This window comes from Isoptericola sp. NPDC056578 (assembly GCF_042793275.1).
Lineage (GTDB): Bacteria > Actinomycetota > Actinomycetes > Actinomycetales > Cellulomonadaceae > Isoptericola.
The window spans coordinates 1-20,826 of sequence record NZ_JBHTVC010000077.1 but is presented as its reverse complement, the minus strand read 5'-3'; the positions used below and the strand labels follow the sequence as shown (position 1 = coordinate 20,826).

The window sequence follows — 20,826 nt, the reverse complement described above, 5'->3', positions numbered from 1 at the left end:
GCGCACGGGCCGTCGTCGTCCCGTCGCGGATGTGTTTGTTCTAGTAGTCGTAGAACAAGTAGTCTGACGCCCGTGATGTGGCGCATCGATCCGACGAGCGACGAGCCGCTGTACGCGCAGCTGGTCGCCCAGGTGCGCCTCGGCGTCGCGCACGGCACGCTCCGCCCGGGCGAACGGCTTCCCTCGGCCCGGGAGCTCGCGGCCTCCCTCGACCTCAACATGCACACCGTGCTGCGGGCCTACCAGGTGCTGCGCGACGACGGCACGCTCGAGCTGCGGCGCGGGCGCGGCGCCGTCGTCGCGTCCACCACACCCGACCTGGCCGACGTCGAGCGGGCGGTGGCCGACCTGGCCGCCGCGGCCCGTCGTGCCGGGCTGTCCGTCCAGACCACCACCACCCTCGTCACGGAGGCGATGCACCGATGACCACCGCTCCCCCGCCCGGCAGCCCCCGAGCACGCTCCGGCACGGAGGTGTGGCGCCCTCTCGCGCGCCGCGCGATGGCCTGGTCGTCACTCGTGGGCGTCGTGCTCGCGCTCGGCACGGCCGCGGTGGTCTGGGCATGGCGGGACGAGCTGCCCGCGCAGGTCGCGACGCACTGGAGCCGGAGCGGGGCGCCCGACGGCTTCATGTCGCCGACGGCCCTGGCGCTCGTCGGGGTCGTGACCACCGTCGCGCTCTGCGGTCTCTTCGCGGCGATCGGGCTGACGCAGGGCGCCGCCGCCTCGACCCGGCGGATCACCGCCGCGGGCTGCGTGTGGTCGGGCGCGTTCCTGGCCGCGATCGTCGTCGGCACGCTCGCGCCCCAGCGCGGCCTCACCGACCCGTCCCAGGTCGAGCTGTCCGGCACCGCGCTGCTGACGGCCTTCCTCCTGCCGCTCGTCCCGGCGGGGATCGCGGCCGCGCTCGTCCCGGGCGACCCCGCGATGCCCGCCGTCGAGGCCGTCCCCGAGGACGCGCCCCGGGTCACGCTCCGCGACGGCGAGCGCGCGGTCTGGCTGCGTCGCGCGACGGGCGGGCCGGGCCTCGCCGTCGGGGCCGTCGCCGTCGCCCTGACGACGCTCGCCGCGGCGCTGACCGCCGAGTGGTCGATGCTGGTCGTCCCCGTGGTCCTCGCCGCGCTGTTCGTCACGATGTTCGCCTTCACCGTCCGGGTGGACCCCGCCGGCCTCACGGTGCGTTCCGCCGCCCGCTGGCCGGGCACCCACGTCCCGGCGGGCGAGGTGGTTCGGGCGTCGGTGACCCAGGTGCGCCCGCTGCGCGACTACGGCGGCTGGGGCTGGCGCACCGCCCGCGACGGGCGCGTGGGCGTGGTCCTGCGCTCGGGCGAGGCGCTGCTGGTGGAGCGCACCGGGGGGCGGTCGTTCGCCGTCACGGTCGACGACGCCGCCGAGGCCGCCGCGCTGCTGAACACGATGGCCGACCGCGCCCGGAGCCGCTGACCGCCCGCGGCCTCAGGCGAGCAGCTCCGGGTGCGCGGCCGCCACGCGGCGCGGCGCCTTGGCGAGCCAGGCGTCCACGAGAAGCTCGCGGAGCGCGTCGCCGTCGACCGCCTCGAGCCGGACGAGGACGACGGGCACGCCGTCGAGGTGCGGGATCGTCAGCGTCTCCGGGCGGGCGGCGAGCACGGCCTCCTTCTCCCCCAGGTCGTCCACGACCACGGCGAGGATCGGCCCGGTCGGCACCGGCTCGTCCCCGAACCGCCGCACGTCGGCCTTGCTGAACGGCCGCAGCCAGGAGAACACGCGGCCTGACACCGCCCACGCCCGGTTCCGGAACGTCGTCGTCTCGGTGACCTCGGGCAGCCCCGCAGCGGTGCGGGCCGCGTCGTCGATCGTCGCCATCCCCCGAACCTAGCGGCGGTCCCGCCGCACGCACGGCGTCGGCTAGGGTGTGACGGGCATTACCCCGTACTCCCGGTACCGGACACATCGGCACGACCGCATCATCTCGACGAGGAGCACCCCGCCCCATGAGCACCCTGCGCATCGGCATCCAGACCGGCTACTGGTCCCGCAAGCCCCCGAAGGGCATCGTGCCCGCGCTCGTCGCGGCCGAGGCGCTGGGCCTCGACTCGGTCTGGACGGCGGAGGCGTACGGCTCCGACGCGTTCACCCCCCTCGCCTGGTGGGGCTCCCGCACCCGCCGCCTGCGGCTCGGCACCGGCATCGCGCAGATGGCGGCCCGCACCCCGACCGCCACCGCCATGCAGGCCATCACCCTCGACCACCTCTCGGGCGGGCGCTTCGTGCTGGGGCTGGGGGCGTCCGGCCCGCAGGTCGTCGAGGGCTGGTACGGCCAGCCCTACCGTCGGCCGTTGGCGCGCACCCGCGAGTACGTCGACGTCGTGCGACAGGTCTTCGCCCGCGAGCGCCCCGTCACCGCGGACGGCGAGTTCTTCCGCCTCCCGCTGCCCGCGGACGCCCCCGGCGCCACCGGCCTCGGCAAGGCCCTCAAGCCGACCGTGCACCCCCGCCGCGCCGACATCCCGATCGTGCTGGCGGCCCAGGGGCCGAAGAACGTGACGCTCGCCGCCGAGATCGCCGACGGCTGGATGGCGGGCTTCTACGCGCCGCGGGCCGACGCCGAGCACCGCGAGCTGCTCGCGTCCGGGTTCGCGCAGCGCTCCGACGCGCGCAGGCCGTCGTCCGACTTCGAGGTGCTCGCGACGGTGCCCGTGGTCGTGCGCGACGACGTCGAGGCCGCGGCGGACGTCATCCGCCCGCACATCGCGCTGTACGCCGGCGGCATGGGCTCGAAGGAGGCCAACTTCCACAAGGCGTCGCTGGACCGCCTCGGCTACGCGGCCGAGCTCGACGAGGTCCAGGCGCTGTTCCTCGCGGGCCGCCGGGAGGACGCCGCGCGCGCCGTGCCGACCGAGCTCGTCGAGGAGGTCGCGCTGGTCGGCCCCGCGGACAAGGTCGCGCGCGACCTGGCCCGCTGGGACGGCACGGCGCTGACCACGATGCTGCTGCAGGGCGACCCGTCGTCGATGCTCACCGTGCTCGCCGCGGCGCAGGCTGCGCGCAAGGACGCCGACGGCGGCACGCCCCTGGGGGCCCGCGTGCGCGCCGCCGCCGGTGCGGCCGCCGCCCGCGTGGCGCCGAAGAAGGCGTAAGCCCCCGGACGAGTGGTGCCCAGCCGGGCCGGACCCCGCTACCCTCACCGTCCGTGAGCCCGATCGCCGCGATCTCGTCCGTGTTCCGCCGCTACGCAGTCTTTTCCGGGCGTGCCCGCAGGGCCGAGTACTGGTGGTTCGTCGTGCTGCGCGCCGTGGTGATCGTCGCCGTCGGCGTCGCGATCAACGCGAGGACGTCACCGTCCGGGGTGCCGGAGCGCCCGAGCACCGACGTCCTCGTGGCCGTGCTCCTGGTGATCCTCCTCGCCTGCCTGCTGCCCGACCTCGCCGTCACGGCCCGTCGCCTGCACGACACCGGCCTCTCCGGGATGTGGCTCCTGCTCTGGCTGGTGCCGGGCCTGGGCGCTCTTGCCGTGTTCCTCATGACCGTCTTGCCCGGCGACCGTGGCCCCAACAGGTTCGGGCCGGACCCCCGCGCGCACCGTGGGGGCGCCGTCGCCGCACGCCACGCGGTCCCGGCGAGCCTCTGACGTTCGACTCAGCCGTCCTCGGGGAACCAGACGGCGCGGCGCAGGTCCACGCGCCGGCCGTCGCGCGAGAGCGGGCAGCCCTCGGCGCGCAGCGCGTCGAGGGCCGCCGTGAGGTGCCGCGCCGGCGGGGCACCCGACGCGTTCACCACGCGCCACCAGGGCACGAGGTGGTCGTCCTGCACGGGACCGATCACCGCGGCGCCGTCCGGCACGAGGTGCGCGTAGCGGTCGCCGGAGCCGGCCATGACGTTCCCGACCTGTCGAGGCCCGCCCCGCCCCAGCCGCTCGCCGACGATCTCGGCGATCAGCCCGTACGTCATTGCGCGGCCGGACGGGATGCGGCGCACCAGGGCGAGCACCTCCGCGGCGTACTCGTCGGGGGCGTCGAGGGGCTCGTCGGACGTCGAGGCGCGGGCTGGCACACCGCGACCCTACGGCCCGTCGCCGACCCCGGCGGCGGACCGAACCGCGGGTCGCCGGAGGACCGTCCGGCGGGTCCGGAAATCCGCTGGCCCCGAGCCCCGGACCGCGCCACGATCGGCAGGTGACCTCCGACCGCTCCCGCACCGCCCTGCCCGCCGGCTACCGCAGCCGCACGCTCACCGCCGACGACCGCGGCGCGCTGCTCGACCTGGACACCTGGGCGTTCCCCGACCCGCACTCGGTGGCGGAGTTCGACGACCTGCCGCTGCCGCTGACGTGGGAGCGGGCTGTCGGCGTCGAGGTCGAGGGCGCGCCCGACGACGGGCTCGCCGCGATCCGTGCGTCCTACCCGTTCTCCCGCTTCCCCGTGCCGGGCGCCACGCTGCCCACGGCCGGCCTGACGTGGGTGGGCGTGCACCCGCAGCACCGCCGCCGGGGGCTGCTCACCGCCATGATCGACGACCACCTCGACGCGTGCCGGCGGAGGGGCGAGCCGCTGTCCGCGCTGTTCGCCGCCGAGACCGCCATCTACGGACGGTTCGGGTACGGCAAGGCGGCCGACGACCTGCGTATCGCCGTCCCGCGGGGAGCGGCGCTGCGCGACGTCCCCGGCGCCGCGGACCACACCGTGCGCGTGGAGCACGCCGACCGCGCACGCCACGGCGACCTCGTCGCCCGCCTGCACCGTGCTCCGGGCCTGCCCGCGGGCCCGGCGGGGATCAACCGGCCCGGCTGGGCCACGCGGGAGACCGACGCGCTGTGGGAGAGCTACTGGGCGGACCCGAAGTCGTTCCGGGCGGGCGGGCGCGAGTCGCTGCGCATCGTCGTCGTGGAGCGCGACGGCGAGGCGCGCGGCTACGCGACGTTCCGCCGCAGCCTGGACTGGCAGGTCACCGGTCCGCGCGGCACCGTGCACCTGGGTGACGTCGTGGCCCTCGACGCCGCCGCGGCGCGCGCCCTGTGGGGCGTGCTGCTCGACCTCGACCTCATGAGCAGCACGGACCCGTTCCTGCTGCCGGTCGACGACGCGGTCATGAGCCTGCTCGTCGACCCGCGGGCCGCGGGCGCCCGCGTCGCCGACAACGTGTGGGTGCGCGTCGTCGACGTGCCCGCCGCGCTCGCGGGCCGTCGCTACCAGGCCGACGTCGACGTCGTGCTCGGGGTCGACGACGCCCGGCTGCCCGACAACGCGGGGTCGTGGCGCCTGCGGGCGACGGCGTTCGGGGCGGCGACGTGCGAGCGCACCGACGCGGAACCCGACCTGCGGCTCGACGTGCGCGAGCTCGGCGCCGTCTACCTGGGCGGCACGTCCCTCGCGACGCTCGCCGGCGCCGGGCTCGTCGACGAGCGGTCGGCCGGCGCGCTCGGCCGCACGAGCGCGGCGTTCGGCTGGCCGCTCGCCCCCGCCTGCGGCTGGGTGTTCTGACCGTGGTGGCGGCGTTCTCGGACACCGTCACGTCGGCGGCGTGGCGCGCCGAGGCCACCGCCTGGATCACCGCCGCCCTCGCCCGGGACGGCGTGCGCGTGGTCGCCCCGCCCGAGCAGCCGCGGGTGCGGCCGTGGTCCACGCAGCTCGTCGTCGCCACGGACGCGGGCCGCTACTGGTTCAAGGCCACCTGCCGCTCGTCGTCCTTCGAGCCCGCCCTGCAGGCGCTGCTCGCCGAGGTCGCCCCCGACGCGGCGGACGCCCCGGCGGCGGTCGACGCCGACCGCGGGTGGATGCTCACGGCCGACCGGGGCGCCACGCTGCGCGAACGCCGGGAGCCCACGGCGGCCGACTGGGGCGCCCTGCTGTCGCGGTGCGCGCACCTGCAGCAGACCCTCCTCGGGCGCGGGGACGCGCTGCGCGGCACCGGGCTGCCCGACTGCTCCCCCGGCACGGTGGCGGCGCGGCTCGACGCCGTGCTCGACCTGCTGGAGGGCTTCCCGCCCGGCCATCCCGCCCGGCCGGACGACGGCACGGTCGCGCGCCTCCGCGAGGCCCGCGACGCCGTGGCGGCCGCGGCCGCCACCCTGGCGGCGAGCCCGCTGCCGAGCAGCCTGCAGCACGGGGACCTGCACCCGGGCAACGTCTTCGAGGTCGACGGCGCCCTGCGCGTGTTCGACCTCGGCGACGCCCAGTGGGCGCACCCGCTCGAGGTGCTCGAGGTGTCGTCCGCGGTCGCCCGCGACGCGGGCACCGACTGGGCGCCGGTCGAGCGGGCGTACCGCCGCGCGTGGGACGGCTGGTGCGCCGCCCAGGGTCTCCCGCCGGTGGGAGCGGCCGACGACGCGCCGACGTGGGACGACCTGCGGCGCGCGGCCGGCGTCACCCACGCAGTCAACCGGGCCTGGACGTGGTGCGGCGCGCTCGCCGAGGCCACCGAGGCCGAGTGGGCGGACTGGGGCGAGGCGCCCGGCCGGCACCTGGCGGCGCTGCTGGACCTGGTGCCGGGCCCTCAGACCTGACAGACGCCGCACCAGAAGAGGTTGCGGCCCGCGAGCTCCTTGGTGAGCACCGGGGCGCCGCAGACGCGGCACGGCAGCCCGTCGCGGTGGTACACGTAGAACGACGCGTCCCGGGGCACCGCGTCGGCGTCGCCGTCGGTGTTCTGTCGCGTGACCCGGCCGCCGCCGCCGTCCGCCACCCGGTGCTCGGGCCGGGTGGTGACGATCGCCCCGCGGTCGGCGCCGTCGCGCATGAGCACGACCAGGTCGTCCCAGACCTGGGCGAGCACCGCCGCCGGCACGTCGCGGCCCGGGCGCAACGGGTCCACGCCGGCCCGGAACAGGGCCTCGGCCCGGTAGATGTTGCCGACGCCGGCGATCACCGCCTGGTCCATGAGCTGCTGGCCGACCGTCACGCGCGAGCGCCGCACGCGCTCGACGAACGCCGTGCGGGCCGCGTCACCCCCGTCGCGGATGGGATCCGGCCCGAGCCTCGACTCGACGGCGGCCTTCTCCGCGCCGGTGAGCACCTCGCACGCCGTCGGCCCGGTGAGGTCGGCGACGGCGTGCGCGCCGAGCAGCCGCAGCCGGACGGCGCCGCGCGGGGCGGGCGCGACCCACTCCCCCGCGGCGTCGACGTCGGGGTCGCCTCCGTCGTCCGGCGTCGACTCGCGCTCCCCGATGCGACGGCGCGGCGCGCCGATGGCGTGCACCACGTCGGCGCTGCCGTCGCCGGCGAACGACCACGCCCCGTACAGGCCGAGGTGCACCCGCAGCCAGCGCCCGTCGTCGGGCGTCCCGTCGTCGTCGGCGGGCGCGAAGGCGCAGAAGAGCTGCTTGCCCCACGCCTCGGCGGACGCCATCCGGCGGCCGTCGAGCAGCGCGGCACCGCCCGCGAACCGGCCCTGCGGGCTGGACACGGCGAGCGCCTCGCCGCCGAACAGCCCGTCCAGGGCACGCGCGAGGCGGTGGACGGTGTGACCCTCGGGCACGTCAGGCGATCGCGTCAGGCGATGGCGGAGACGTCGTGGGACGCCTCGTACGCGGCCAGCTTGTCGATGCGGCGCTGGTGGCGGGCGTCGCCGCTGAACGGCTCCGCGACGAACGCCTCGACGAACGACGTCGCCTCCTCGAGCGTGTGCATCCGCCCGCCCACGGCGATGACGTTGGCGTCGTTGTGCTGACGGCCGAGCGTCGCCGTCTCCAGCGACCAGGCCAGCACGGCGCGCACCCCGACGACCTTGTTCGCCGCGATCTGCTCGCCGTTGCCCGAGCCCCCGATGACGACGCCCAGCGAACCCGGCTCCGCGACCACGGCCTCGCCCGCGGCGATGCAGAAGGCGGGGTAGTCGTCCTGAGGGTCGTACTCGTGGGCGCCGTGGTCGACGACGTCGTGGCCCGCGGCGCGCAGGTGGTCCACGAGGTGGGTCTTGAGCTCGTATCCGGCGTGATCGGCGGCGATGTGCAGACGCATGCCCACATTCTCCCTCAGGTCGTCCGCAGGGTTCGACCCGCACCGCACGTGGGCGGCGCGCCGTAGGGTGACGCCATGACTGCCGACGCCACCGGGCTGCGGTCCGGCATCGACCTCAGCGCCCTCGACCAGGCCGTCCGCCCGCAGGACGACCTGTACCGCCACGTCAACGGGCGCTGGATCGCCCAGCACGAGATCCCCGCCGACCGCGCCATGGACGGCGCGTTCCGCGCGCTGCACGACCTGTCCGAGGAGCGCGTCCGCGAGATCATCACCGACCTCGCCGCCACGGACGACCTCGACCCCGCGTCCACCCCCGCGAAGATCGGCGCGCTGTACGCGAGCTTCCTCGACGCCGACCGCGTCCAGCAGCTCGGCACGGAGCCGATCGCCGCCGAGCTGGGGCAGATCGCCGGGGCGACGTCGCCCGCCGAGCTCGTCGACGTGCTCGGCGCCCTGCAGCGCACCGGCGGGGGCGGCGCCGTCGCGTTCTACGTCGACAACGACGCCAAGGACCCCGAGACCTACGTGACCTACCTCGTGCAGGGCGGCCTGGGCCTGCCCGACGAGGCGTACTACCGCGAGGACCAGTACGCGGCTGTCCGCGACAAGTACGCGCCGCACCTGGCGCGCATGCTGCGCCTCGCCGGCGTCACCGCCACGTCCGGGTGGGGCGCCGACCCCGAGGACGCCGCGCAGCGCGTGCTCGCCCTCGAGACGAAGCTCGCCACCCACCACTGGGACGTGGTGCGCGACCGCGACGCCGACCTCACCTACAACCCGATGACGCTCGCCGAACTCGTCGAGCGGGCGCCCGGCTTCGACTGGCGCGCGTGGGCCGCGGCGCTCGGCGCGCCCGCCGGGTCGCTGGACGCCTTGGTCGTGCGGGAGCCGTCGTTCGCGACCGGGTTCGCCGAGCTCTGGCGGACGGAGCCGCTCGCCGACTGGAAGCTCTGGGCCGCCTACCACCTCGTCACCGCCCGCGCGGCCTACCTCGACGACGCCACCGTCGAGGCCAACTTCGACTTCTACGGCCGCACGCTGTCGGGCGCGCAGGAGGTGCGCGACCGGTGGAAGCGCGGCGTCGCGCTCGTCGAGCGGGCGCTGGGCGAGGCCGTCGGCGAGCAGTACGTGGCCCGCCACTTCCCGCCGGAGCACAAGGAGCGGATGGACACGCTGGTGGCGAACCTCGTGGCCGCCTACCGCGAGTCCATCGAGGCGCTCGACTGGATGACGCCCGAGACGAAGGTGAAGGCGCTCGCCAAGCTGGAGAGGTTCACGCCCAAGGTGGGCTACCCGGTGAAGTGGCGCGACTACTCCGCCCTCGAGGTCGACGCCGCCGACCTGGTCGGGAACGTGCGCCGCGCGCACGGGTTCGAGCAGGACCACGAGCTCGGCAAGATCGGGCGTCCGATCGACCGCGACGAGTGGTTCATGACGCCGCAGACCGTCAACGCCTACTACAACCCGGGCATGAACGAGATCGTCTTCCCGGCCGCGATCCTGCAGCCACCGTTCTTCGACCCCGACGCCGACGACGCCGTGAACTACGGCGGCATCGGCGGCGTCATCGGGCACGAGATCGGCCACGGCTTCGACGACCAGGGCTCCAAGTACGACGGCGACGGCCGCCTCGAGGACTGGTGGACCGAGTCGGACCGCACCGAGTTCGAGAAGCGCACCCAGGCCCTCATCGCGCAGTACGACGCCTTCCGCCCGGCACAGCTGCCCACCGACGGCCCGCACGTCAACGGCGCGCTGACCATCGGCGAGAACATCGGCGACCTCGGCGGGCTGTCCATCGCGATCAAGGCGTACCGCATCGCGCTCGGCACGACGCTGGACGACGCGCCCGTCGTCGACGGCCTCACCGGGCTGGAGCGCGTCTTCCTCGGATGGGCGCAGGTGTGGCAGTCCAAGGGCCGCGACGAGGAGGTGGTGCGGCGCATCGCCACCGACCCGCACTCCCCCAACGAGTTCCGCTGCAACGGCGTGATCCGCAACATCGACGAGTTCCACGCCACCTACGGCGTGGGCCCCGACGACGCGCTGTGGCTCGCCCCCGACGAGCGCGTGCGCATCTGGTGACCCGTCCGGGGACCTGACGCGACGAAGCCGCCGGCCGTGGTCACGGTCGGCGGCTTCGTCGCGTCGGGGCGGGACGCCTCAGCTCGTGCCGATGCCCGCCCGGGCGAGGGAGAAGCCCTTGCCCGAGGGGTCGTGCGTGCACGACATGCCGGTGTCCTCGCTGCGGCACGTGAAGTCGCCCTCGGTGATCGAGTCGCCGTAGTCCAGGTCGTCGAGGTCGTCACCCGCCTTCTTCGGCTGCTGGTCCTGGGGGACGCACGGCTGGGCGACCGTGCCCTCGCCGTCGATGGTCACCACGTACCCCGTCGTGCCGTCGCAGCCCTCCGTCGGGGCGGGCTGCTGGTTGAGCTGGGCGATCCCGCAGGACACGCCGTCGGCGTAGATCGAGCACGTGATGTTCTTCGACGGCGCCGCGAACCGCGCCAGCACCTCGCCCTGCATCGGCGCCTCCTCGGACGCGGACGCCGACGGCTCCTGCGAGGCCGCGGGGGCGCCGCCCGCCTCCGGGACCGTGGGCGACGGCGCGCCGAACATCTGCACGGCGAGCACCACCATCGTCACGATGAGCACCACGTCGACCGCGATGAACGCGATCCACCCGGCCGAGAGCCGGCGGCGCCGACGCGGCGGGGCGGGCGGGGGCGGCGGCGCGCCGACCGGCGCCGGCGCGGCGTACCCGGGCGGAGCCTGCGGCGCCGGCTGCGCGTAGACCGGCTGGTGCACCTGGGTCGCCGCAGCGGCCGGGGCCGGCGCGTACGCGGGCTGGGGCGCGTACGCGGGCTGGGGCGCGTACGCGGGCTGGGGCTGGTACGCCGGCTGGGCCGCGTACGCGGGCGGGTAGGGCGCGGGCTGCTGCCCGGACGGCACGGCCGGCGGCAGCTGCTGGGTGTGCTGGGCGGCCGGCTGGTACGCGGGCTGCGGCGGCGACACCTGCGGCGCCGTGGCCCCGGCGTCCGGTGGCGGGGGCACGGGGGCGTGCACCGTCGCCGCCCCCGCGGGGGGCGTGACGGGCGCCGGCGCCGTGACCTGCTGCAGCGGCACCTCGGCCATCGGGTCGGCGGCGGGGCGCTGGTACGCGGACGCGACGCGGCGCACGCCGGCGGCCGGCGACGACGGCGACACGGTCGGCGGCACTCCCGGCGGCACGGTCGACGGCCTGCCGTCGGACCCCGGTGGGGGCGGCGGAACGGTGCCGGACATCTGGACTCCCTCCAGTCACTCCTCGGGCGTCGCGCGGCGGGTGACCGGCACCCGCACGGCGGCGACGCACCGGGCAGGATGTCACGATCGGGTCTCGACGGTCGAACCCGCCCCCGTGCGTCCCCAGCGGGAGGCCGGGAATCCCGTGCGTCACAGCAGGCCCGAGGTGGCATCATCGTGCGCGAGCCTGCGCGCCCATCACGCGCCGCACCATCTTGAGACGAGGGAGAACCCGTGCCCGGAGAGAACCTGACCCGCGCCGAGGCGATCGAGCGCGCCGACGTCGTCACCGACGTCGAGTCGTACGCCGTCGACCTCGACCTGACCACCGGACCGACGACGTTCGCGTCCACGACCGTCATCCGGTTCTCCGCCACCCCCGGCGCGAGCACGTTCGTCGACCTGGTCGCGCCGTCCGTGCGCGAGGTGGTGCTCAACGGCGTCGCCCTGGACCCGGCCGAGGTGTTCGCCGACTCGCGCATCGCGCTGACCGGCCTGGCCGCCACCAACGAGCTGCGCGTCGTCGCCGACTGCGCCTACATGAACACCGGCGAGGGCCTGCACCGCTTCGTCGACCCGGTCGACGGCGAGGTCTACCTCTACACGCAGTTCGAGGTGCCCGACGCGCGCCGCGTCTTCGCGACGTTCGAGCAGCCCGACCTCAAGGCCCCCTACCAGGTGACCGTGACCGCACCGGCCGCGTGGCAGGTCGTGTCGAACCAGCCCACCCCGGAGCCGACCCCGGCCGCGCACGCGACGGACGCCGACGTCCCGACCGCGACGTGGGCGTTCGAGCCGACGCCGCGCATCTCGTCCTACCTCGTGGCCCTCGTCGCCGGCCCGTACGCCGTGCAGCGCGGCGAGCTCACGTCGTCCGACGGCCGCACCATCCCCCTCGGCGTCTTCTGCCGCTCCTCGCTCGCCGAGCACCTGGACGCGGACTACATCATGGAGACCACCCGCAAGGGCTTCGCGTTCTACGAGTCGACGTTCGGCGTGCCGTACCCGTTCGACAAGTACGACCAGCTTTTCGTGCCCGAGTACAACATGGGGGCGATGGAGAACCCGGGCTGCGTCACGTTCACCGAGTCGTACGTCTTCCGCTCCCAGGTGACCGACGCCGTCCGCGAGCGCCGCGTCGTGACGATCCTGCACGAGCTGGCCCACATGTGGTTCGGCGACCTCGTGACCATGAAGTGGTGGAACGACCTCTGGCTGAACGAGTCGTTCGCGGAGTACGCGTCCACGCTCGCCACCGCCGAGGCCACCGAGTGGGAGGCGGCCTGGACCACGTTCTCCGCGATGGAGAAGACGTGGGCGTACCGCCAGGACCAGCTGCCCTCCACGCACCCGATCGTCGCCGAGATCCGCGACCTCGAGGACGTGCAGGTCAACTTCGACGGCATCACCTACGCCAAGGGCGCGTCCGTGCTCAAGCAGCTCGCGGCGTGGGTCGGCCGGGACGAGTTCCTCTCCGGCGTCTCCGCGTACTTCCGCAAGCACGCCTGGTCCAACACCGAGCTGCGCGACCTGCTCGTCGAGCTCGAGGCGACCAGCGGCCGCGACCTCACCGCCTGGTCGAAGGCGTGGCTGGAGACGGCCGGCGTGAACACGCTGCGCCCCGAGATCGCCGTCGACACCGAGGGCCGCATCACCGGGTTCGCCGTGCTGCAGTCGGCCCCCGCCGACTACCCGACGATCCGCCCGCACCGCCTCGGCATCGGCTTCTACGACCTCGTCGACGGGGCGCTGACGCGCACGCACCAGGTCGTCATCGACGTCGACGGGGAGCGCACCGAGGTCGTGGACCTCGTGGGCCGCGAGCGCCCGGCGCTCGTGCTGCTCAACGACGAGGACCTGGCGTACGCGAAGATCCGCCTCGACGAGGAGTCGCTCGCCGCGGCCGTCGAGCACCTGTCGCGCATCGCCGACCCGCTGGCCCGCTCCCTCGTGTGGGGCTCCGTGTGGGACGCGGTGCGCGACGGCGAGACGCCGGCGTCGGCGTACGTGGACCTCGTGCTCGGCAACATCGCCGCCGAGACGGAGTCGACGACCGTGCGCACCACGCTGAACCAGCTCGGCCTGGCCGCCCGGTCGTACGTGGCGCCCGAGCGTCGCGCCGCCACCCTGGCGCGCATCGGCGACCGGCTGTGGGACCTCGCGCAGGAGGCGGACGCGGGCTCCGACCTGCAGCTGCAGCTCGTGAAGTTCGTCGCGCAGCTCGCGTCGACGCCCGACCACGTCGCCCCGCTGCGCGGCCTGCTCGACGGCTCGGTCGCGCTCGACGGCCTCACCGTGGACACCGACCTGCGGTGGGAGCTGCTGGAGAGCCTCGTGCTGCTCGGCGCGGCCGACGGCGCCGAGATCGACGCGGCGCTCGCGCAGGACGACACGGCCACCGGCCGGCAGGCGGCCGCCCGCGCCCGCGCGGCGACGCCGACCGTCGCGGGCAAGGAGGCCGCGTTCGCCTCCGTCGTCGACCGGACGGACGTCCCGAACGCGATCATCCGCTCCACCGCCGCCGGCTTCGTGCACGTGACCGACCCGGCCGTGCTGGAGCCGTTCGCCGCCCGCTACGTCGACGCGCTGCTGCCGATCTGGACCACGCGCAGCTACCACATCGCGGAGGAGCTCATCGAGGGGCTCTACCCGGCACCCCTCGCCTCGGCAGCGCTGCGCGACGCCGTCCGCGGCTGGCTGGACGCGCACGCGGACGCCCCCGCGGCCCTCCGCCGCATGGTCGTCGAGCAACTCGCCGGCACCGAGCGCGCGCTCGCCGCGCAGGCCGTCGACGCCTGAGTCCCGGCACGGAACGCGGAACCCCGCCCGGTCACGTCGACCGGGCGGGGTTCCGTCGTCTTCGGGACGGCGGGTCAGCGCGCCGTGCGCACCGCCTGGACGAGGGAGCGCAGGCGCGCGTTGTCGAAGAGGTCGTCGACCAGGACGACGTTGCCCGACCCGTCGGCCAGCGGCACCTTCCAGTTCGGGTACTCCTGGTCCGTGCCGGGCTGGTTCTGCGTGCGCCGCTCGCCGACGGCGTCCGTGAGCTGCACGCCCACGAGGGCGGCCGGCGTCCTGCGTAGGTACCGGTGCAGCCCCTCGACGATCTCGCGCTCGGACGGGTGGTCGGAGACCAGCCCGCGCATGGCGAGGGCCAGCACCGTCTGGTCCCGCTCGGTGCGGGCGGCGGCGCGCAGCTCCTGCGCGTCGCCGGCGAGCAGCCCGAGGCGCTCGCGCAGGTCCACGTGCTCCCCGGCGAGGTAGCCGGCGGCCGGCGGCATGTCGTGGGTGCCGACCGTCGCGAGTGACGCCCGGCGGTACTTCTCCGGCTCCAGGGGGCGGCCGTCCTCCTTCTCGAACCAGAGCACGGAGGTGCCGAGCACGCCGCGGTCGGCGAGCTCGTCGCGCACCCACGGCTCGAAGACGCCGAGGTCCTCCCCCACGACGACGGCCCCCGCGCGGTGCGCCTCCAGGCACAGGATGCCGAGCAGCGCCTCGTGGTCGTACCGCACGTAGGCGCCGACGGCCGGCGAGGCCCCCTCGGGCACCCACCACTGGCGGAAGAGCCCGAGCACGTGGTCGACCCGCAGCGCGCCCGCGTGCCGCAGCGCGGTGCGCAGCATGTCGCGGTACGGCGCGTAGCCGGCACGCGCCAGCGCGCGCGGGTTCCACGGCGGCTGCGACCAGGCCTGGCCCTGCTGGTTGTACATGTCCGGCGGCGCCCCGATGGAGACGTCGCGGGCGAGGACGTCGCGGTGCGCCCAGGCGTCCGCGCCCTCGGGGTGCGCGCCGACCGCCAGGTCGTGCATGATGCCGATCCGCATCCCGGCCTCGCGCGCCACGCGCTGCGCGGTCTGCTTCTGCTCGTCGGCCACCCACTGCAGCCACACGTAGAACTCCACGCGCTCGGCGAGCTGCTCGCGCAGCGCGGCGACGGCGGGGGACGCCGGGTCACCGAGCTCGTCCGGCCGCGGGCGGGAGCCGAGGTGCTCGACGATCGCGCACCAGGTCGCGAAGTCGCGCAGCCCGACGCCCTCCTCGGCGACGAACTCCTGGTAGGCGGCCTCCCGCGCGGCGCGGCGGGGCGCGGTGAACACCACCTCGAGGGCCGCCTTCTTCGCCTCCCACACGGCGTCGCGGTCGAGCGCGCCGGGGTCGGCCACCAGGTCGCGCACCGGGTCGGCCGCCCACTCCACCAGGGAGCGGTCCGCCGCCGACAGGTACGCCGTCTCCGGGATGTCCTCCACCCGCACGTACAGCGGGCTGAGGAAGCGCCGGCTGGTCGGCAGGTACGGCGACGGGGTCAGCGGCGTGACGGGCTCCGTCGCGGACAGCGGGTTGACCCCGACGAAGTCCGCGCCGGCGCGGTGCGCCGTGAGCCAGGCCAGGTCGGCGAGGTCCGCCAGGTCGCCCACGCCCCACGACGTGCGCGAGCGCACCGAGTAGAGCTGGACGAGGAAGCCCCACCACTGGTCGTCCTCCAGGCCCGCGGGCAGCTCCAGCCGGCGGGGCGTGACGACGACGGTGGCGCGCGTCTCGTGCCCCTCGGTGAGCGCATGCAGCGAGTGCCAGCCGAGCGGCAGGTCCTGCGGCAGGGCGAACGTCGCCCGCCCCACCCGACGTCCGTCCACCGCGCGCGGCTCGACCAGGACGTCGAGCTGGTCCAGGTCGCGACGACGGCGCACCGCGTGCTCGCGCGCCGCGGGCTCCGCGCCGTCCAGCTCCAACCACACGTGCACCGCCGCGCCGTCCGTGACGTGCACCGGGACCTGCGTGCCGGCGCCCTCGCGCACCACGACCGTGGGCGGCAGGACGGCACGCCACTCGTCGTCGCGGGCGCGCTGCAGGCTGTGCGTCACCTGCTGCGGCGTCCCCGCCGGCACGCCCAGCGCGCCCAGCACCGCGACGAGGGCCGACGCCGGCGCGACCACCACCTCGCCGCCGAAGCCGTGGTGCTCGACGAGCACGCCGTACGCCTCGGCGAGCTCGCGCAGCTCCGCGCTCGGCTCGTCGGTGCTCGGCTCGTCGGTGTCGCCGCCCTCCAGGGCGGCTCCGTCGTCCGTCGTCGTCGCCGGAGCGTCAGCCACCGACCCGGGCTCGTCGGCACGCGCGTCGTCGACCGTGCCGCCCGTATCGTCCCGGGAGTCGTCCGGGATGTCGTCGCGGGCGTCGTCCGAGGTGGTCGGCTGGTCCTTGCTCACGGAGACGATCCTGCCATCCCCCGTCCCACCAGGCCGTCCGCCCACGCGGCACGACCTCACGCCCGCGGACGTTTCGTCGAGGCCCGCCCGCTCGCTACCGTGGGCGGGTGACCCCCGTGATCTCCACGCTCCGGACCGCTGCCCCGACGGCGGTGACGCCCACGCCTGCGCCCACGCCCAGCCCGAGCGCGACGAACACCGAGTCCGCCGTCGAGGACACCATCAAGGCCGCCGCGGACGCCGGCTCGTCGTTCTGGGAGTGGTTCACCGGCTGGCCCCTGCACATCCTCATCATCCTGGTGGTGGGGCTGCTCGTCCTCGCGCTGCTGCGCCGCGTGATCGGTCACGTCACGGAGCGCATCGCCACCGGATCGGGCACGACCACCACCGAGGGCGGCCCCGCCTGGCGCCGCTACCTGCAGCGCACACCGTTCGTCGAGGACGCGATCGCGATGGCGAACCCGCTGGCCAGCCAGCGGCGCGCGCAGCGGGCCCGCACGGTCGGGTCGGTGCTGCGCTCCACGGCCAACATCGTCGTCGGCACGATCATCGCGCTGATGATCCTGGCGGAGCTCCAGGTCAACGTGGGCCCGCTGGTCGCCTCCGCCGGCGTCGTCGGCATCGCGCTGGGCTTCGGTGCCCAGGCCCTCGTGAAGGACTTCATCTCCGGCATCTTCCTCCTGGTGGAGGACCAGTTCGGCGTCGGCGACGTCGTCGACCTCGGCTCCGGCGCGACGGGCACGGTCGAGGAGGTGCAGCTGCGCGTGACTCAGGTACGCGCCTTCGACGGCACGCTCTGGTACGTGCGCAACGGCGAGATCCTGCGCGCCGGCAACATGACGCAGCAGTGGTCGCGCGCCGTCGCGGAGGTGCGGGTGCCGCTGGAGGCCGACGTCGACACGGTGCGGGCGGCACTCGGCCGCGCGGCCGACGACGTGCAGGCCGACCCCGAGCTGTCGCCGCTGCTCCTCGAGGCGCCCTCGGTGCGGGGCGTGGACGCCGTCAACGACATCACCATGTCGTTCACGCTGCACGCGCAGACCCGGCCGGGCGACCAGTGGGAGGTCTCGCGCGAGCTGCGCCGCCGCGCCCAGGAGGAGCTGCGCGCGGCGGGGGTGCTCGTGCCGTCCGCCGACGCCGAGCCGGCCGTCCTCGAGCAGGAGACCGAGGCCTGACCAGGCGCGGGCGGGCGGGACGGGACGGTCAGGAGACGAGCAGGGGGTCCATCTGAGCGGCCAGGTCGTCGGCCTCCGGGCCCACGATGACCTGCACCACGCGACCGGAGCGCACCACGCCGAACGCGCCCGACGCCTTGAGCCCCTGGTCGTCCACGAGGGCCGGGTCGCTCACCTCGACCCGCAGCCGCGTGATGCAGGGCTCGAGCTCGACGACGTTCCGGCTGCCGCCGAGCGCCGCGAGGATGTCGTCAGCCTTGTTCGGGGCGATGGTCATGGGGGCCTCCCGTGGAATGCGTCGTTGCAGGTCCGTAACCAGCCTAACGCTCCCGGGGCCCGAGCGGGAGGAGCAGCACCGCGGGTGTCTGGGAGGATGGCCCGGTGACGGACCAGACTTCACCCGCGTCGCCTCTCGAGCCATCGCCCGAGTCGTTCTACGACGCCGTCGGCGGGCACGCCACGTTCGAGCGACTCGTCGACGTGTTCTACGAGGGTGTCGCCGCGGACGAGGTGCTGCGGCCCATGTACCCGGAGGAGGACCTCGGGCCCGCGAAGGTGCGGCTCACGCTCTTCCTCGAGCAGTACTGGGGCGGCCCGACGACGTACAGCCAGCAGCGCGGCCACCCGCGCCTGCGGATGCGGCACGCGCCCTTCAAGGTCAACCCCGACGCCCGCGACCGCTGGCTGGCGCACATGCGCGTCGCCGTCGACGCGCTGGACCTGGCGCCGATCCACGAGTCCCAGCTGTGGGACTACCTGGAGCGCGCGGCGTACAGCATGATCAACACCTTCGACGAGTGACACCTCGACCCGTCCGGTGACCCACCCTGCGACTCGACCTGGAGTGCGTGTGAGCGAGACGTCCACCACCACGCCCGCCCCCGCGGGCATCCCCGACGCCCTGGACCGCCTGCTGTCGGCGCTCGACCTGCGCGAGGTCGACGGCTGGGGCCCCCGCGGCGAGGACGACCTGTGGCGCGGCGACAGCGTGCCCGGCCCCGGCCGCCGCGTGTACGGCGGCCAGGTGCTGGCCCAGGCCCTGCTCGCGTGCGGCCGCACGGTGGACGACGACCGCCTGCCCCACTCGCTGCACGCCTACTTCCTGCGCGAGGGCGCGCTGGACACCCCGATCGACTTCGCCGTGGAGCGGTTGCGCGACGGGCGGTCGTTCAGCGCCCGGCGCACGCACGCCATCCAGCACGGCAAGCCGATCCTGTCGCTGACGGTGTCGTTCCAGACCGACCAGCCCGGGTACGAGGCCGCGGAGCCCGCGCCGGCCGGCGTCCCGGCACCGGAGGACGTCCCGTCGGCGATCGAGGTGCTCCACGGCATCGACCACCCGGCCGCGAAGTTCTGGTCGCACGAGTCGGCGTTCGACCTGCGGCACGTGGGCGGCTCGTTGTACCTGGGCCCCGACCCGGAGCCGAAGCCCACCCAGCAGGTGTGGGTGCGGGCCCGGCACGCGATCGCGTCGGACGACCCGCTGCTGCACCGCGCGCTGCTCGCCTTCGCGTGCGACCAGGTGATGCTCGAGCCGGTGCTGCGCCAGGCGGGGCGCTCGTGGATCGACGTCGGCGGCGCCGTGCCGATGGCGAGCCTCGACCACGCCATGTGGTTCCACCGCGACGCGCGCGCCGACGACTGGCTGCTGTACGTCCAGGAGTCGCCCGGCGCCCAGGGCGGGCGCGGCCTCGGCCTGGCCCGCGTGTACGACCGCGAGGGCCGGCTGGTGGCGAGCATCGCGCAGGAGGGCATGATCCGGCTCCCCGGCTGACGTCCGCGCGCCTCCCCGCGGCGCTGCGGGGAGCGCGCCGTCGCCGCACACTGTGCGCGTGCGACTGCGCCGCGTCTCCGCCTCCTCCCCCGGCTACTCGCGCCGCGCGAAGGGCGACGGCTGGGCGTTCCTCGACGTCGACGGGGCCCTGCTCGACGACGAGGCGGAGGTGGCGCGGTGCACCCGGCTGGCGGTCCCGCCGGCCTGGACCGACGTGTGGATCTGCCGGTACCCCGACGGTCACCTCCAGGCCTTCGGCCGCGACGACGCCGGGCGCGGCCAGTACCTGTACCACGAGCAGTGGCAGGCGAGGCGTTCGCGCCGCAAGCACGACCACGTGCTCGACGTCGGCCGGCGGTTGCCCGCCGCCCGCGCCGGGGTGACGCGCGACCTGGGCCGCGACGGCGTCGGGCGCCGTCGGGTGCTGGCCCTCGCGTTCCGGCTGCTCGACGACGCGTACTTCCGCGCCGGCGGGGAGGTCTATGCGGCGAAGCACCGCAGCTACGGCCTCGCGACGATCCGCAAGGAGCACGCCACCGTGCGGCGCGACGGGAGCGTGCACTTCCGGTACCCCGCCAAGTCCGGGCAGCTGCGCGACGTCCTCGTCGAGGACCCGCTGGTGGCTTCGCTCGTCACGACCCTCAAGCGTCGGCGCGGCGGCGTCGACCTGCTCGCGTGGCGGGACGACGACGGGGCGGGCTGGCACGACGTCACCAGCGCGGACGTGCAGGCCGCCGTCAAGGAGCGCCTCGGCGAGGACGCGACGCCGAAGGACTTCCGCACCTGGCACGCCACCGTGCTCGCGGCGCGCGCCTTGGCCGACGCCGGCGCGCCGCCGCGCTCGCAGCGGGCGCGACGGCGGGTGGTCGCCCAGGTCGTCCGTGACGTGGCCGACGAGCTCGGCAACACGCCGGCCGTCGCCCGCGCGTCGTACGTCGACCCGCGGCTGGTCGACCTGTGGGAGCACGGCGAGACGATCGGCCCCACCCGGACGCGCTCCGCCGCCGAGCGCGCGGTGCTGGACCTGCTGGGCTGACCGCGAGGGAGTACCCCCTCGGCGAGGAGGTACTCCCTCGGCGGGGTCAGCTGCAGGCCAGCGGGCCGTCGGCCGGCGAGGTGCCGTTGGCGACGAAGCCCACCGTGGCCTGCGCCCCGGCCGCGAGGTCGGCGTTCCACGCCGCCCCCGTGATCGTCCCGCCGGACAGCACGCCGCCCCACAGGTTCGTGGTGGACAGCCCCGCCGGAGCGGTCACCGCCCACCCCGGCGCGCCGTCGTCACCCGCGGTGACCACGATCTGGCCCTGGTACCCGCCCGACCACGAGTTCGTCGTCGAGTACACCGCCGTGCACGCCCCGTCCGTCGGGTCCGGGCCGCCGTCGTCCGGACCCGTCGTCACGCTCACCGGCGCCGACGCCGCCGACACGTTCCCCGCCGCGTCCCGCGCCGTCACCGTG

20 protein-coding genes are annotated in these 20,826 nt (G+C 75.3%); 12 read left to right on the top strand and 8 right to left on the bottom strand.

All coding sequences use genetic code 11. The annotated features are described in order from the left end of the window. Both ACFQ80_RS20775 and ACFQ80_RS20770 read left to right on the top strand, forming a co-directional pair. On the top strand, positions 1–426 hold a 426-nt coding region (locus ACFQ80_RS20775; RefSeq protein WP_430564986.1), incomplete at its 5' end, for a GntR family transcriptional regulator. After that, positions 423–1,442, top strand: coding sequence for a DUF1648 domain-containing protein (locus ACFQ80_RS20770; RefSeq protein WP_430564985.1), 1,020 nt, complete (start codon positions 423–425; stop codon positions 1,440–1,442). The genes ACFQ80_RS20775 and ACFQ80_RS20770, both read left to right, overlap by 4 nt. A 12-nt stretch (positions 1,443–1,454) precedes the next feature. Here the strand turns inward: ACFQ80_RS20770 and ACFQ80_RS20765 are convergent, their stop codons facing one another. Further along, positions 1,455–1,844: an MmcQ/YjbR family DNA-binding protein gene (locus ACFQ80_RS20765; RefSeq protein WP_430564984.1), complete on the bottom strand. Its 390-nt coding sequence runs from the start codon at positions 1,842–1,844 to the stop codon at positions 1,455–1,457. 137 nt (positions 1,845–1,981) lie between these two features. Between ACFQ80_RS20765 and ACFQ80_RS20760 the strand changes: the two genes are divergently transcribed. Both ACFQ80_RS20760 and ACFQ80_RS20755 read left to right on the top strand, forming a co-directional pair. Beyond that, entirely contained in the window at positions 1,982–3,118 is a 1,137-nt protein-coding gene (locus tag ACFQ80_RS20760) for an LLM class F420-dependent oxidoreductase (RefSeq protein WP_430549943.1), read from the top strand. Positions 3,119–3,171: 53 nt separating this feature from the next. After that, complete coding sequence (locus tag ACFQ80_RS20755; protein ID WP_430564983.1) at positions 3,172–3,609, top strand: DUF805 domain-containing protein; 438 nt, start codon at positions 3,172–3,174, stop codon at positions 3,607–3,609. Positions 3,610–3,617: 8 nt separating this feature from the next. Here ACFQ80_RS20755 and ACFQ80_RS20750 read toward each other — a convergent pair whose 3' ends face one another. Next, positions 3,618–4,031 (bottom strand): MGMT family protein, encoded by a 414-nt coding sequence (locus tag ACFQ80_RS20750; RefSeq protein ID WP_430564982.1) that lies wholly within the window; start codon positions 4,029–4,031, stop codon positions 3,618–3,620. A 122-nt stretch (positions 4,032–4,153) separates the two neighbouring features. Here ACFQ80_RS20750 and eis point away from each other — a divergent pair, with 122 nt between their 5' ends. Next, the gene (gene eis, locus ACFQ80_RS20745; RefSeq protein WP_430549811.1) at positions 4,154–5,458 is read left to right on the top strand and encodes an enhanced intracellular survival protein Eis; all 1,305 of its coding nucleotides are present in this window, start codon (positions 4,154–4,156) and stop codon (positions 5,456–5,458) included. A gap of 5 nt (positions 5,459–5,463) precedes the next feature. Beyond that, a complete protein-coding gene (locus ACFQ80_RS20740; RefSeq protein ID WP_430564981.1) occupies positions 5,464–6,480 on the top strand; it encodes a phosphotransferase in 1,017 nt (338 codons plus the stop codon). Here the strand turns inward: ACFQ80_RS20740 and ACFQ80_RS20735 are convergent. Both ACFQ80_RS20735 and ACFQ80_RS20730 read right to left on the bottom strand, forming a co-directional pair. After that, positions 6,471–7,451, bottom strand: a complete 981-nt coding sequence (locus ACFQ80_RS20735) for an Fpg/Nei family DNA glycosylase (protein ID WP_430564980.1) — start codon at positions 7,449–7,451, stop codon at positions 6,471–6,473. The two genes, ACFQ80_RS20740 and ACFQ80_RS20735, sit on opposite strands and share 10 nt — an antisense overlap. A gap of 14 nt (positions 7,452–7,465) precedes the next feature. After that, positions 7,466–7,933, bottom strand: a complete 468-nt coding sequence (locus ACFQ80_RS20730; protein ID WP_430564979.1) for a ribose-5-phosphate isomerase — start codon at positions 7,931–7,933, stop codon at positions 7,466–7,468. Between the two features lie 75 nt (positions 7,934–8,008). On the opposite strand from ACFQ80_RS20730, the gene ACFQ80_RS20725 reads away from it, so the two are divergent. Beyond that, positions 8,009–10,021: a M13 family metallopeptidase gene (locus tag ACFQ80_RS20725; RefSeq protein WP_430564978.1), complete on the top strand. Its 2,013-nt coding sequence runs from the start codon at positions 8,009–8,011 to the stop codon at positions 10,019–10,021. A 78-nt stretch (positions 10,022–10,099) separates the two neighbouring features. Here the strand turns inward: ACFQ80_RS20725 and ACFQ80_RS20720 are convergent, their stop codons facing one another. Continuing rightward, positions 10,100–11,221, bottom strand: a complete 1,122-nt coding sequence (locus ACFQ80_RS20720; RefSeq protein WP_430564977.1) for a hypothetical protein — start codon at positions 11,219–11,221, stop codon at positions 10,100–10,102. Between the two features lie 234 nt (positions 11,222–11,455). On the opposite strand from ACFQ80_RS20720, the gene pepN reads away from it, so the two are divergent. After that, complete coding sequence (gene pepN, locus ACFQ80_RS20715; RefSeq protein WP_430564976.1) at positions 11,456–14,020, top strand: aminopeptidase N; 2,565 nt, start codon at positions 11,456–11,458, stop codon at positions 14,018–14,020. Between the two features lie 74 nt (positions 14,021–14,094). On the opposite strand, the gene malQ is transcribed toward pepN, so the two are convergent. Next, a complete protein-coding gene (malQ, locus tag ACFQ80_RS20710) occupies positions 14,095–16,266 on the bottom strand; it encodes a 4-alpha-glucanotransferase (RefSeq protein WP_430564987.1) in 2,172 nt (723 codons plus the stop codon). Positions 16,267–16,529: 263 nt separating this feature from the next. Here malQ and ACFQ80_RS20705 point away from each other — a divergent pair, with 263 nt between their 5' ends. Further along, positions 16,530–17,597 carry a mechanosensitive ion channel family protein gene (locus ACFQ80_RS20705; RefSeq protein WP_430564975.1) on the top strand — a complete coding sequence of 356 codons (1,068 nt, stop codon included), beginning with the start codon at positions 16,530–16,532 and terminating at the stop codon, positions 17,595–17,597. Between the two features lie 28 nt (positions 17,598–17,625). Here ACFQ80_RS20705 and ACFQ80_RS20700 read toward each other — a convergent pair whose 3' ends face one another. Then, positions 17,626–17,874: a glucose PTS transporter subunit EIIB gene (locus ACFQ80_RS20700; protein WP_429728304.1), complete on the bottom strand. Its 249-nt coding sequence runs from the start codon at positions 17,872–17,874 to the stop codon at positions 17,626–17,628. Between the two features lie 104 nt (positions 17,875–17,978). On the opposite strand from ACFQ80_RS20700, the gene ACFQ80_RS20695 reads away from it, so the two are divergent. Genes ACFQ80_RS20695 through ACFQ80_RS20685 form a run of 3 tightly spaced genes read left to right on the top strand, consistent with a single transcriptional unit; the run spans position 17,979 to position 20,407 of the window. Beyond that, complete coding sequence (locus tag ACFQ80_RS20695; RefSeq protein ID WP_430549803.1) at positions 17,979–18,398, top strand: globin; 420 nt, start codon at positions 17,979–17,981, stop codon at positions 18,396–18,398. Positions 18,399–18,447: 49 nt separating this feature from the next. Continuing rightward, positions 18,448–19,371, top strand: a complete 924-nt coding sequence (locus ACFQ80_RS20690) for an acyl-CoA thioesterase (RefSeq protein ID WP_430549802.1) — start codon at positions 18,448–18,450, stop codon at positions 19,369–19,371. 58 nt (positions 19,372–19,429) lie between these two features. Beyond that, positions 19,430–20,407: a DNA topoisomerase IB gene (locus ACFQ80_RS20685; RefSeq protein WP_430549801.1), complete on the top strand. Its 978-nt coding sequence runs from the start codon at positions 19,430–19,432 to the stop codon at positions 20,405–20,407. A 46-nt stretch (positions 20,408–20,453) separates the two neighbouring features. Here ACFQ80_RS20685 and ACFQ80_RS20680 read toward each other — a convergent pair. After that, positions 20,454–20,826, bottom strand: a 373-nt coding sequence (locus ACFQ80_RS20680; protein ID WP_430564974.1) for a cellulose binding domain-containing protein, incomplete at its 5' end; no start/stop codon positions are given.

Coding starts and splice junctions, on each gene's coding strand:
- ACFQ80_RS20770 (WP_430564985.1), top strand. CDS start 423: ATGACCACCGCTCCCCCGCCCGGCAGCCCCCGAGCACGCTCCGGCACG.
- ACFQ80_RS20730 (WP_430564979.1), bottom strand. CDS start 7,933: ATGCGTCTGCACATCGCCGCCGATCACGCCGGATACGAGCTCAAGACC.
- ACFQ80_RS20765 (WP_430564984.1), bottom strand. CDS start 1,844: ATGGCGACGATCGACGACGCGGCCCGCACCGCTGCGGGGCTGCCCGAG.
- ACFQ80_RS20725 (WP_430564978.1), top strand. CDS start 8,009: ATGACTGCCGACGCCACCGGGCTGCGGTCCGGCATCGACCTCAGCGCC.
- ACFQ80_RS20700 (WP_429728304.1), bottom strand. CDS start 17,874: ATGACCATCGCCCCGAACAAGGCTGACGACATCCTCGCGGCGCTCGGC.
- ACFQ80_RS20720 (WP_430564977.1), bottom strand. CDS start 11,221: ATGTCCGGCACCGTTCCGCCGCCCCCACCGGGGTCCGACGGCAGGCCG.